Source organism: Sphingopyxis sp. GW821-FHT12C06 (genome assembly GCF_058807415.1).
This window is the reverse complement of sequence record NZ_JBXAQR010000001.1, coordinates 806,857-819,677: the sequence shown is the minus strand read 5'-3', so window position 1 is coordinate 819,677 and position 12,821 is coordinate 806,857. Positions and strand designations below refer to the sequence as shown.

Sequence of the window (12,821 nt, the reverse complement as noted above, 5' to 3'; positions counted from 1 at the left end):
CCTGCGTCGCGACGCAGGCGGCCTTCCGTCTTTTTCTAGAAGCTCACGCGGGCTCGCAGGCCATAGCTGCGCGCGTCGTTCAGGAAACGGATGTTGAGCGACGATCCGACCAGGGCTTTCTGCGAGACTTCCTCGTTGAGGAAGTTGCTCGCCCAGGCTTCGAGCCGGAAATTGTCGATCGTATAACCGATTCCGAGATTGAGCGTCGCATAGCCTTTCTGGCGGTCGGGGAAGCCCGCCGCCAGCGCGCCTTGGCGTGTCCCGTTCAGGAAAACGATATCATCCTCGTTGAATTGGCTGAGGAAGTAGGACGAGCGATAGCTGAGCAGCGCCTGCCAATCGAGGCGGCCCGGACCCGCATCGAACCACTGCGACAGACGCGCGCTGACGTTCATCTTCGACGCCAGCGGCAAACGGTTGCCGACAAGACTGATCAGCGGTGAATTGCCCCCGGCGCCAAAGTCCTGCGCCCGCGAGTCCGCGACGGTGCCCTCTGTGATCTTGGTATCGAGATAGGCAAGGTTCAGGTCGAGCCCGAAATTACCCGGCAACTTGAAGCGCATTTCGGCTTCGGCACCATAGATGCGCGACGCGCCGACGTTGCGGTTGACCAGCGAGTAGCTGTTGCAATTGCCGGGCATATTAGGCGTTGCGGGATCGGGCGCGGCCCGCCCGATGCAGGTCAGGTCCTGAAATACCTGATTCGAATAATCATAATAAAAGCCGGTGACGTTGAAGATCGCCGGATGGCCGAAAACGTCGAAGCTGTTGCGACTGCCGACCTCATAGACAACCAGCTTCTCGGGACTGAAGGTTTCGGGGATCGTCGATCCGTTGAAGCTGTCGTTGAAGCCGCCCGATTTGTGACCGGTCGAAACCTTCGCATAGACCATATTGTCGTCGCTCACGTCGAACTCGATGCCCGCGCGCCAGTCGACGAAATTGAATTTCGAACGACCGACCTGCTGGCCGGGAATCTTGAAATTCGCATAGCTGAAGCCGCCATTGGCGTTGGCCGGGCAATTGACGAAGCCATTGTCGATGTCGGGTCGGTCGATGCAGGTGCCGTTGGGATTGGTCCCATTGGCGATCGAGCCGATCTGGGCGAGCAATGTGTCGCGAAGGCCAGGAGTCTTGACCCCCTCGAGCAGGAACTGGGCCATACCCTGCGGCGTGGTGATGCCGGTGACATCGAAGTTGGGCCGGCCAAGCAAATTGGGTTTAAAGCCCTCGGTCCCGATCCGCGTCGCAAAGCAGCAGGCGAAATCTTCGCCGCCAAGCGTCAGCGCCCAATCGCCGCCGATGCCATAGCGCGACTTCTTTTCGTTGGTGTAGCGAATGCCGCCAAGGAAACGCAGCCGATCAGTGACGTCAAAGGTGCCGTCGGCATAGAAGGCATAGCTCTTGCCCTTGACCTCGGGCATCGTGAACTCGGTCGCGGAGTAACAGCAATAGCCCCGGTCCGAGAGCGCGAGATAGCCGACGGCCTGGTCTTCATTGAAATAGAAACCGCCGAGGTTCCAGCGGAAGCGCTGATCGTCGTTAGCGAAAATCCGCCCCTCATAAACCTGGCTCTTCGATTTGGTCTGCCAGAAATTGCCCGAGAAATTGTCATATTGAGCGGCCGAGAGGTCGCGGCCGGGGAAATCGATACCATCGCTCGATGCATTGACCTGGTTGAAGTCGACCGAGCGGTAGCTGCCGGTCAGTTCGGCGCCAAAGCTTCCGAAATCATAGTTGATCTTGCCCTGAACGCCCCAGAGCTCATTCTCCATGTCGCCCTGCAGTCCGCGATAGACGACATGCTTGAGGTTGAGCTTGTCGGGGCGAAGGCCACTTCCGACGACGGCGTTGAAGATGTTTGCGCCCGGATAGCCGGTTCCGGTTTCCTTGCCATAGTCGCCGACGACCGAAATGCTGAGCCGATCGCTGGGTTCCCAGAGCAGGGACAGACGGCCGGCATAATTTTCTTCGAGGCCAGCAGGCTTGAGCCCGCTCGCGAGCGCACCAGTCGAGACATTTTTGAAGCCGGCGTCGCGGTTGATGTAATAGGCCGCCGCGCGCAACGCGAAGGTCTCGCCGAGCGGGATGTTGATCGCACCCTCGGCGCCATAGGAGGAGCGATTACCATACTCGGCCTGCGCATAGCCGCTATATTCGCCAAGACGCGGCTTCGCGGTGATGATGTTGAGCGTGCCGGCAACCGCATTGCGGCCATAGAGCGTGCCTTGCGGTCCCTTGTTTACCTCGACGCGTTCGAGGTCATAGAACATCAGGCCCAGACCGCGCGGGCGCGGAATATAAGTGCCGTTGAGATGCGGCGCCGCGCCGGGATCGCCGAGTTCGGTGCTGTTCGCCGAGCCGACACCGCGGATGAAGATCTCGACATTGCCTTCCTGGTTGGAAATGCTGAGCCCCGGGATCGCCACCTGCAGCTGGCGCAGTTCGCTGATGCCGTCGCGGCGTAGCTGGTCGGCGCCGAGCGCCTGGACGACGCCCGACACATCCTGCATATTCTGCTCACGACGGTTGGCCGTGACGATGATCTCATCATCGCGATCCTCGCTTGCCGTCTCGCTTGCGGTCGCTTCCTGCGCATGGACCGGAATGGCGGCGACGGTGGAAAGCAGCACCAAAAGCGCGGAACGCGTAAAAATTCCCCTGTTCATATCATCCTCCCTGATTTGACTATTATCTACATGCAAGCTGTGGCCCCGACGGCGAGACAATGCGCGCCGAGGACATGGTGATGTCGAGACTGCCGGCGGTCGCGAGGGTCAGCGGCGTCTCGACCCGCGCCATGTCGACCCCTGCCTTCTCGAAACAGCGAAGCGGCACCGTGATGCGCGTCCATTTGCCCGACTTCGCCGCCTCGGCGAGCAGGCCGCGTACCGGAAAGCCACCGGCACAGCTTGCGCCGCACCCCATCAACAGGCTGACGTCGGCGGACGGTGCCGCGTTGACCCTGAGCTCGAGTTCGAGCGCGAGATCGCCATTCGTCTGGCGCGACAGGTCGACGGGCGCGTCCTGGACGATCGCCGCAACGGCATGCCCTGCCCCCGTCCAGTGGAGACGCACCGAATCCTCCTGCGCCGTGCGGTCGGCCGCGCGCGCGTCGATCAGCTCAGGCCCCGGGTTGGTCGAAAGCGCCCCGGGAGCACCGAGCAGCAGGCGGCGTCCACTTCCCGGCTTCCCGGCGGTGAACAAGACTCCAGGGTCAGCAGCCGCAGCGCTTGCGCGCAATTCGGGCTGCGGCGCGAGGTCGCCCTTGTCGGCAAAGCGCAGCCCAAAACCGTAAGCAAAGAGCGGGTCGTAATTCGCGTCGCCAACGTTGACCGCGGTCTGGTCGCTCGATTTTGGCCAGCTATAGGGCAGCTTGCCGCGAAAATCGGCCTTGCCGAACAGCACGTCCGCGACGCCGCCACCTTCCGACCCGGGAAGCCAAGCCGCCACGAAGGCGTCCGATGTGTTGAGGAAGGGATTGACCCACATCGCGCGGCCCGACAGGAACACCGCGACCGTCGGCACCCCCGCCGCCTTGAGCGAGCGCAGCAGCGCCAGATTTTTCGCATCGTCATAGCCGACGTCGGGACGATCGCCCTGGAATTCGGCATAGGGGTCTTCGCCGAACACGACGATCGCAGTGTCAGGCTTGCCCGAATAGCGGCCATCGGCCGACAGTGTCGCGGTGCCGCCCGCGGCCTTGACCTCCGCCTCGATCCCTTCCCAGATCGACTGGGCATTGGGAAAGTCGCTGCGCTTCGTTCCGGTGCCCTGCCAGCTCAATGTCCAGCCGCCCGTCTGCTTGGTCAGATTGTCGGCGCCGTCACCGGCGACCAATATGCGGCCACCCGCCTTGAGCGGCAGCAACCCACCAGCATTTTTGAGCAGAACGAGCGATTCACGCACCGCCTCGCGCGCCAGCGCACGATGGTCTTTGCCGCCGAGCAGATCGAGTTGCCCGCCATAGGGCCGCGACGACGGCTTGCCCGCCTCGAACAGTCCCGCACGGACCTTCACCCGCAGGATACGCCGCACCGCATCGTCGAGCCGCCCCGCCGGCAGCGTTCCATCTTTCGCATGCGCCAGCGTCGTGCGGTACAGCTCCTTCCAGCTGTCAGGCGCCATATACATGTCGAGCCCGGCGATCGCCGATTGCGGGCAGTCGGTGACCGAGCAGCCCGCGACCTGACCATGGCCATTCCAGTCACCGACGAGGAAGCCGTCGAAATTCCAGCGTTCCTTCATCACACCGGTCAGCAGCGAATGATTGCCGTGCATCTTGACGCCGTTCCAGCTCGAGAAGCTGACCATCACCGACTGGACGCCCGCGTCGAGCGCGGGGAGATAGGGCGGGCTGAACAGGTCGCGCAATTGCGCCTCGGGCATCTGGGCGTCACCCTGGTCCTTGCCGCCGCTGGTTCCGCCATCGCCGAGGAAATGCTTGGCGGTGGCAATGATATGCGGCCCGCGCAGCCAGTCCTTGTCGCCGATCTTGCCCTGCAGACCCTCGATCAGCGGCGCGGCATAGCTCGTCGCGATTTCGGGCGTCTCGCCAAAGCCCTCATAGGTGCGGCCCCAGCGATCGTCGCGCACGACGGCGAGCGTCGGGGCAAAGGTCCAGTCGAGCCCGGTGACCCGCATCTCGATCGCGGTCGCGGCGCCGATGCGCCGCACGAGATCGGGGTTCCGCGCCGCCCCGAGCCCGATATTGTGCGGAAACAGCGTCGCGCCGACGACATTGTTATGGCCGTGGACCGCGTCGCTTCCCCAGATCACCGGGATGCGGGGCAGCTTGCCATGGGGCTTCATCGATGCGGCGTAGAAAGCGTCGGCAGCGGCCAGCCAATCCTTCGCCGGCGCGTTGTAGCGCCCGCCCGGATCCGAATTGCCACCATTGAGCACGGACCCCAGATGATAACGATAGACATCGTCGGGGGTGGCGCTGCCAATATCAGCCTGAATGACCTGCCCGACCTTCTGCTCGAGAGACATGGCGGAAAGCAGCTCGTCGACCCGCCGCTCGATGGCAGGATCCTGAATGACCGTCGCTGTGCGCGCGGGCCAGTTTTCGGGCCTGGCCTCGGCACTCACCTGGGCGACCGACGTCTGCGCCGCAGCAAATTCGACAAGATAGGGAGAGGCGAGCGCCACCAGCGACGTCGCTCCAAGCGCCATGACGGCCCCGCGCGGCAAGTTCATTTCCCCTCCCCATTTTTTATGTCAACGTTTACCGATTCTCGGTCAACGTTTACTGTCGATGATCGACACAAGTCAATAGAGGCGCTAAGAGACGAACGATCCTCGAAAAACCGGGGGACTGGAAATCACTATCCAGCTGATCGGATGGGACAATTTCGAAGCGAACCACGATCGTTGATATTGCGCGTGTCGCAGGCGTCACACCCAAGACGGTGTCGCGCGCGCTCAACGATGCCCCGCATGTCAGCGAAACGGTGCGCCGCAAGGTCAAGGAGGCCGCCGCGGCGCTCGATTATCATCCCAACCTCGCCGCGCAGAGCCTCATCGCGCGCCGTTCCTATCTGATCGGCCTGACCTACGAGCGCCCGAGCCCGAGCTATGTCGTGGAATTGCAGAACGGCGCGCTCGGCCGCCTCGAGACCGGTCGCTACCGGCTCATCGTCCTCCCATTCAATCATGTCGCGAGCAGGCCCGACGAGCTCGGCAGGCTCCTGCTTCGCGCAGGGCTCGATGGCGTGCTGCTCGCACCGCCCGCCTGCGACCAGTCCGGGCTGCTCGACATCCTCGAGCGGCAGAAGCTTCCCTACGCCCGGATCACGCCCCACAGCGATCTCGATCGCGGTATCGTCGTCGCAATGGATGAGGTCGCCGCAGGCCATACCGTTGCCGCGCATATATTGTCGCTCGGGCACCGGCGCGTCGGCATCATTCTCGGCGACCCCTCACATGCGGCGAGCAGGGGGCGAATGGGGGGCTATCGACAGGCTTTCGGAGAAGCCGGCATTTCGATCGACGAGACCTGCGTCGTTACCGGCGATTTCACCTATGATGTGGGTTACCAGGTCGCACGCGATCTGCTCGCCCGCGCGCCCCGCCCCACCGCCATCCTCGCCCAGAACGACGACATGGCGGTCGCGGCGATCGCGGCGGCCCGCGATCTCGGCCTCGCGGTTCCCGGCGACCTTTCGGTCGCGGGTTTCGACAATTCGGAGGTATCGCGCACCGCCTGGCCGCAGCTCACCACCGTACATCAGCCGGTGCGCGAAATGGCATGGGATGCTGCGAACAGGCTCCTCGCCGCACTCGATGGCGAGACAGACGCCGTCCTGCCGCGCCGACGCGACCACCCGCATGAACTTCTCGTGCGCGCGTCGACCGCTCCGCCTTCTGAATAAAGGAGCCGGGCCGCCGCCGGCTTACCGCTCAGTCCGGCTGCAGTTCCGGATACGCAAATTCGATCAACTCTCGCGCCTGCTCCGGAAACCAGGAACCGGCGGGCGGCGCGTTTACGTTGCGCTCGGGATCCGCCGGCCCGGCCGTACCACGAAGACACTCGCCATCGGATTCTCCGGGGACCTTGATCCACAGGAAGGCATCGACATACGGGTCGCCGCTCTCGAGCGTCGGACGCCGCCCAAGCCCGCGCCCGGGGGGATTACACCAGACTTCGGGGTCCCGATACTTGCCGGCCGGCGGCTTCCATGATCCCTGGCCATTGCGACTGGTATCGATCACAGCGCGCTTTTGCCGCGACGGCTCACGTTTGAGGCCGCTTTGCGCAAACAGGCGATCATAGGCCGCATCGGTCGCCTTCCAGCTGTTGTGATCATCGAACATCGCCGGGCTGTACTGGCTGGGACACTCGCGCGGATCGAGGCCTCCGCGCGTGACGAGCGCGATGCAGTCGCTGACCCAACGGGCGTAAGGGACGACACGTTCGTCGCTTTCGAAATTGGAAACGTTGAGGAAGAAGCCCGACGCCTCGGCTACGCTGGCCCTGACGAGACGGCTTGTGATTTCGCCCGGAGCGAGCCAGCTGCTTCCGGTTCCATCCAGATAGACCTGCGCCTTGGGCAACGCGGAAAGGATCGCGACAGCCGCTCGCAGCTCTTCGTAACGTCGCTCCGCGGCGGCTTCGTCCTGGCCTTCCGGTCGACAAGCCTCGACATCGCCGCCGAGCGTCCGATGCCAGGGAATGACACCGAGCCCGTCCGGCTCGAGAATCACTATCGCCGGCCGCTCGCCGATCCCGGCTGCGAGACCTCGAATCCATTCGAGGTAGGCGCGGCCGTCAGCGGCACCGCCTGCGGAATAGAGGGCACAGTCCCGATAGGGAATATTATAGGCAACGAGCACGGGAAGTCGTGCTCCGGCCGCAGCCCGGTTCACGACGTCCCGCACCTTCGCCTCTACGAGGCCGGGCGTACCGTAAGCGAACCAGGATGCCGAAGGAATTTTCGAAAGCCGGAGCGCATCCCGTTTTGCCTCATCCTGCAACTTTTCGGCCGCTTCGATGGTCGTGCTTCGCGCGTCGACGAACAGAGCCGGGTCCTGAGCGATGGCCGCAGAGGCCGGCTCGAGAAGGAGAGATGCGAGCGAAACTGCAATCAAAGAATGCCTCATTCATGCTCCTCGACGCTTGGGCCTGCCGCTGGCATGGAGCAGCGGGTTCACGGATATACTGCGCCACAGACGGTTAGATCACACGGCCACCCCGGACAAGCCGATTGGAAAACACCGAATATACAATCGTCGCGCTCGACATCACGGCGGCTCTTACAAACCTGAGGATGTGAAAATTGCGCACTTCCGCCAGTATGCGCAGCGCCCCGCCTCTTTCTTCGTGCCGCCGCCGCGAGTATGACAGACGCATGCCACGCCGAATGACAATAGCCGGACAGATCGAGCAACTGATAGAAAGCCTGTGCGGCAGGTCTATCTGCGACGAATGCATCACCGATCGACTTAACCTGTCGGTTCGAAGTCAGGCCAATGTCGTGACACGCGAACTCGGGCGTCGCGAAGAATATGACCGCGCCAGAACCTCGTGCGGAAAATGCGGCGCGCTCAAGACGGCCATTCAGATCAAAATATAGGGCTCTGTCAGCGACAGCTGCTCACTTTCAGCCTGCCGACCATAGCGACGCGAGCGACAGCGACTGCGATTTATCAAAGTTGCCCTCGTTGCTATCGATGAGCCCGTCATCACGCGATTTGATCCGGTCCGATATTTCGTTCGCCAAAAGCGCAAAGGACATCGGATGGTCGCGATCGAGATTGCGGGCGGACTGCAAAAGCGCGACATGATCCAAGGGAAGTCGCCCATCCCTGAATGCGAATATGATCCGGTTCATCCCCATTTTCATGGGGAGGTCGATCGTGCATTCGAAATATTCCCCTATGCGAGACAGAATGGAGCGGTGCTTCCAGTGATCATCGCATAGATTGACGACGAGAATGCCGCCAGGGTCCAGCCGCGAATGGCAGTCACGATAGAATTCCGAAGAGCAGAGCTGCGCAGGCTGTCCGTCCGTGTCGAAGCCATCGACCAGCAGGATGTCGCAGCCTCTTCTATCCCTCGCGAAAGACCGTAAAGAGCTTCGGCGTATAGGCCTCGGTCTTCACCGAATTGCGGGCCTGCTTGGAAATTTGGCAGACAGAAGCGCGCGACCGGGCGCCTTGGGATCGGCGTCGGCCGCTTCACGCAGTCGCACGCCACGCCCCGTCCCGCCCCGACGCTCGACGAATACTCGCCAAGCAGTTCGATGCCGGCGCCTTCGAGCGCAGCTACCCAAAGCGGCCAACTACGGACTTGAAATTTTTGTCTGCAACTTCGCTAGCAGACATCATTTTCATGTCAGAAGAACGCCCGCGGGGTCGATCGCGCAATCGACCGCGTCCTGAAATATATCCCACATCTCGAGGCATTGGGGCTCGAACTAAAAGAATCAGCGGAGCGTCTTTTGTTGGCTGGAGTAGCGGGGCCCCACAACGTATTTGCTTTCCTCAAGCTCTGGAGCGAGCATAGATGTGGTGAAGATCAGCTGGTGAGGAATGGCCGTCGATTGCGACATATTCACCAAGAGCCTCTGAAAATTGTGAGATCGACTCTCGACCATCCCCTTGTCTTCAATATTGTCGAAGAGCATCCAGCGGGGGAGATTAAATTTTTGGTCAAGCAGAGAAGCCTTAAACATAGCTGCTGCAAAGCTATTTTTTAGGACAACCATGCCGCTCGCGCTTCGGGCTCTATTTTTTTCTCCGTTTATAGCGACCCAATCGTCGGGAAAGCTAAATCCCACATGGGTGACGGAACCAAAATCGCTGTGTTCCGCTAGATCCTGGTCGAGGAAGTTTTTACTTTCCCGCGAAATAGCGGAATATGCCCTTTGCTTACGTTCCGCCTGAGATCGCTCAAGCGCTTCGATTTCAGATACGAGTGCTGTGATGCGAGCATTCAAATCCTCTTTGCGAATTGACGCGTCCGCCACGCGTTTCGCGAGTTCCAGCCTGCGCTGGAGAACCTCCAATTCGCTATCGATAAAGCCAATTTTGCGACTTAAATCGGCTACAGCGGCCTCTCTGCCTGTCACCCCTCCAGACTCTGTAACGGCTAGTGACGCGTCGGCGCGGCGAAGCGTAACGCGGGCTTGTCGAAGAAGCGCCTTCTTGGAGGACAGTTCCAGTTGACGGTCAGCTTGAAGAGCTTCCGATTCTCGCAATTGCATCTGAAGATCGAGTTTCACGGCCAGTGCGCGGGAATCATCCTCATCATCGACCCGCGGCGTATCGCACAACTGACAATGCGCAATGGCCTTCTCTGATATGGGGGCGAAGCAGGCCGGACAAAATTCAAAATCCAATCGGCCTAGGGCTGAAAACATAACCGTCGCAACATCGAAGTCAGCGATCGATCGCTGAAGATGTTCAATGAAAGTTTCCGCGTCCGAAGCCTCGCTGTCTAGAATCTCGATTTCTTCTTCTAGCCGCTCGGCATCGCGTTTCGCGCGCTTCTGCACCTTCACGGCTTCGGACCGTACGCGCTTGATTTCGTCCAGCTCACCATCATAAGCGACCGTATCGGTGCTCAAGTCCGCCACCTTGGAAAGAAGCTGCGATCTTTCGTCGGTCAGGCGCTGGATATCGGTATTAATATATTCCGAGAGAATGTTCTCACCATAACCGGACGCTACCGCGACCAAGCTGGTATAATCGCGTTTGGCTTCGTCAAATCTCTTTTTGGTTTCGCGAAGATCGAGTTGCCGGTCAAAGAGATCGTAACCTCCTACGCCAGAAAGCATGTCGCCCACTGCCAAGCGCGTTTGCCAAGTATCGAAATTTTCCGCGCGAAAAATGCGTTGAACTGGAGTGAGCTGATCAATGTACAGCAGTCGCAAAACTTGGTGCATCGTAATGTTGCTTGCGCCGTCGCTGACAGCTTCCGGCAAGCCAATGGCGCGAAATAGGACCTGGCTAAAGCTATAACCGCGGTCCGGGCGCTTATATGAGAGTGTTTGCCACTGCGATTTTGGCCCGTTGAGCGCCGAGTCGAAAGAGCCAAAGAATAATTCCATTGGACGCATAGCGTCCGTCGATGGGTAGCGTCGAAGCGTAACGGGACCGGCGGGCGTCGTGATGCCGAGAGTCACGGCTTCGGCGCGTTCAGCCGACTCACGCCAATCCCTCAGGTCGCCTCCCAATCCGAAGAAGATGAAATCGGCCAATGTTGATTTGCCCGAGCCGTTACTTCCATGAACAATATTAACGCCGGCGTGAAATGCCTCGTCATAGAGTACATGGCTTCCGCGCGTGACCAACATGCGGTCGAGGCGCAACGAGGCGCTCACAGGACCGGCCCTCGCGCAGGCAGATGCGTACGTTGTGCAAGCCCGTCTACACCGCCATCCGCGAACCCCGAAAAACTTCCAATCAAAACGATCATCAAATCAATCTGCTCCGAATTTGCTTCAAGTGCTCGCTTCATAACCTCTTGCGGCACCTGCGCCTCGTCGAGGCTGGCGTGCCGGTCGAGTAAAGCTTCGCGCTTTAGCATTCCACGACCAGCCAAATGCTTGAGCGCGGTAGACTGGTAAATCCGGAGATCCTGCCAAACCGAGGGGAGGCTCGGAAGCCTAACAAAAGTCCTTTCGGGTTTCGCGATTTCGATCTCACGGACCTGTCGTTTGATATCACCGGATAAGCGCACGCGATGCAGCAAAGCCGGATAAAGGAGGAACATATCAAGGATCCGGAGCCGCTCGATGGACAAGGCATCCGCTTGCTCCACCAACAGACGCACCAACCTAAAACAACAATGATAAGCATCTCGAGATGGATGCCAGACACGGAAATCACTCATCGTCGAACGCCAAATGGCAATTTCCGGCTAAATAGTAGAGGGCTCCATCGACCATTGTTGCGGGCATCTGATAGTCTGCTGCCGAATGAGCTTGCGCGCAAGGATCGACGACGGTGGTTTGGATGGCGGAATCAATCTCCTCTGTGCTAGCTCCTTCCGCGATCACCCTTGCGACATGTCGGCTATATCGGCTTTCAACGTCACTCATCAAACGCGTATACCGGGCCACCGCGGACGGCTGAGCGATGTTTCGCTGGAGTGCCATTGCAAAGCGCTCCTTCGCGCGCTCAGCCTGTCGGACTTGATAACTGCGGCCCGCATCATTTAGTTTTTGTTCAAGGGAACGGCGATCATCGTCAGCGACAGCGGTAAAATAGCCATACTCGCTTAATGTATCGGCGTGTCGCGACCTGCTATCTTCCGACTCCTCGGTCCCACCACCGCCGTGTCCAACGGAGCGCTCTTCCATCAGCTCGCGCACCATCCGGCAGATTGATGCGTAAAGTTTGGAATCCCTGCCTTCCGGCTTGCATATCCCGATATGGTCCGCCTCTACCGCAATCGGTTCCGCGCCAAGCACGTTGGGATTGGAGGTGACACGGTCCACGACCATCATGCCCCAAGTCTTCTGGGTCTCATAATATACCCCGACTTTTATCCCAGCAGATGCAACGTGATTACGAAAGAATTCGTTCAAATCGATCAGTGCACTTTCGCCATATGAAAGCTGCTGCGTCTGACTGCTCTTGCAGTTCTTGATAATGCAATCGAGAGAGTTGCTGAGTTGAGCACCAGCATGCGGCGTTCCAAGGAATATAAGGCCACTGGTCGCTCGACCAACCTGGACGAAGGCGCTGTTGGCAGAATCCTTGCAGCGCCGGAGCATTTGCTTCGCAACCAAGCCGCCGAGGCTATGCGAAATTAGCAACAGCCGACCACTAGGCGGGGTCATGCTAGCCAGTTCATCGGCCAAACTGCCTGCAAGATCTTGTATCGTCGCACCGGCGCCCTTCTTCAGGCTGCCAAATGCGCCCGACTCGTACCCAGCAGTGAAAATTCTGCAGTTTGGAAAATCTGCCGCGAGCCACGCTGGCCACAACTCGTCCTTGCTGTTGGTCCACGTGGAATATCGTTCCCCCCCCAGACCATGAACGAAAACGACATCCAGCGCCGAGGATTCGCGTTGCCCACGCTGCTCCGATCCACTGCCCGCGTGAATTTGCGCAATCTTTTGTGTCGACATATCCCCCTCTTGCCAAACTCATTGTCAGCTATTCTTCTTCGGTCAAGAACCAAATAGCGTACTAACTGGTCCATCGACGTCTTAAATCGCGAACGCCGATCGCAATTTCACTCCATTTGTCTATCGCCATAAACTTAGATTTTACGCTGCTGAGGCGTCAGCCATAGTCGGTTTTTGGGCGACGCTTGGGCGTTATTGCAACGACAGAGATTAGGCTCGCAGCGATCAACGCGGAAG

8 protein-coding genes are annotated in these 12,821 nt (G+C 59.8%); 2 read left to right on the top strand and 6 right to left on the bottom strand.

The window, feature by feature from the left end; all coding sequences use genetic code 11:
- Positions 1–35 precede the first annotated feature (35 nt).
- Together AC1RRJ_RS03825 and AC1RRJ_RS03820 are read right to left on the bottom strand one after the other, a co-directional pair.
- Entirely contained in the window at positions 36–2,669 is a 2,634-nt protein-coding gene (locus AC1RRJ_RS03825; protein ID WP_493120381.1) for a TonB-dependent receptor, read from the bottom strand.
- 22 nt (positions 2,670–2,691) lie between these two features.
- Positions 2,692–5,202 (bottom strand): glycoside hydrolase family 3 N-terminal domain-containing protein, encoded by a 2,511-nt coding sequence (locus AC1RRJ_RS03820; RefSeq protein WP_493120380.1) that lies wholly within the window; start codon positions 5,200–5,202, stop codon positions 2,692–2,694.
- A 152-nt stretch (positions 5,203–5,354) separates the two neighbouring features.
- On the opposite strand from AC1RRJ_RS03820, the gene AC1RRJ_RS03815 reads away from it, so the two are divergent.
- On the top strand, positions 5,355–6,377 hold the full coding sequence (locus AC1RRJ_RS03815; protein ID WP_493120700.1) for a LacI family DNA-binding transcriptional regulator: 1,023 nt from the start codon (positions 5,355–5,357) through the stop codon (positions 6,375–6,377).
- 28 nt (positions 6,378–6,405) lie between these two features.
- On the opposite strand, the gene AC1RRJ_RS03810 is transcribed toward AC1RRJ_RS03815, so the two are convergent.
- The gene (locus AC1RRJ_RS03810) at positions 6,406–7,605 is read right to left on the bottom strand and encodes a glycoside hydrolase family 6 protein (protein ID WP_493120379.1); all 1,200 of its coding nucleotides are present in this window, start codon (positions 7,603–7,605) and stop codon (positions 6,406–6,408) included.
- Positions 7,606–8,243: 638 nt separating this feature from the next.
- Here AC1RRJ_RS03810 and AC1RRJ_RS03805 point away from each other — a divergent pair.
- A complete protein-coding gene (locus tag AC1RRJ_RS03805) occupies positions 8,244–8,426 on the top strand; it encodes a hypothetical protein (protein WP_493120378.1) in 183 nt (60 codons plus the stop codon).
- Positions 8,427–8,930: 504 nt separating this feature from the next.
- Here the strand turns inward: AC1RRJ_RS03805 and AC1RRJ_RS03800 are convergent.
- The 3 genes from AC1RRJ_RS03800 to AC1RRJ_RS03790 are packed head-to-tail and all read right to left on the bottom strand — an operon-like array spanning position 8,931 to position 12,584.
- Positions 8,931–10,829 (bottom strand): AAA family ATPase, encoded by a 1,899-nt coding sequence (locus tag AC1RRJ_RS03800; RefSeq protein WP_493120377.1) that lies wholly within the window; start codon positions 10,827–10,829, stop codon positions 8,931–8,933.
- Positions 10,826–11,341, bottom strand: a complete 516-nt coding sequence (locus AC1RRJ_RS03795) for an ABC-three component system middle component 5 (RefSeq protein ID WP_493120376.1) — start codon at positions 11,339–11,341, stop codon at positions 10,826–10,828. The genes AC1RRJ_RS03800 and AC1RRJ_RS03795 overlap by 4 nt, the downstream gene beginning before the upstream one ends.
- A complete protein-coding gene (locus AC1RRJ_RS03790) occupies positions 11,334–12,584 on the bottom strand; it encodes an ABC-three component system protein (RefSeq protein ID WP_493120375.1) in 1,251 nt (416 codons plus the stop codon). The genes AC1RRJ_RS03795 and AC1RRJ_RS03790 overlap by 8 nt, the downstream gene beginning before the upstream one ends.
- Positions 12,585–12,821 lie beyond the last annotated feature (237 nt).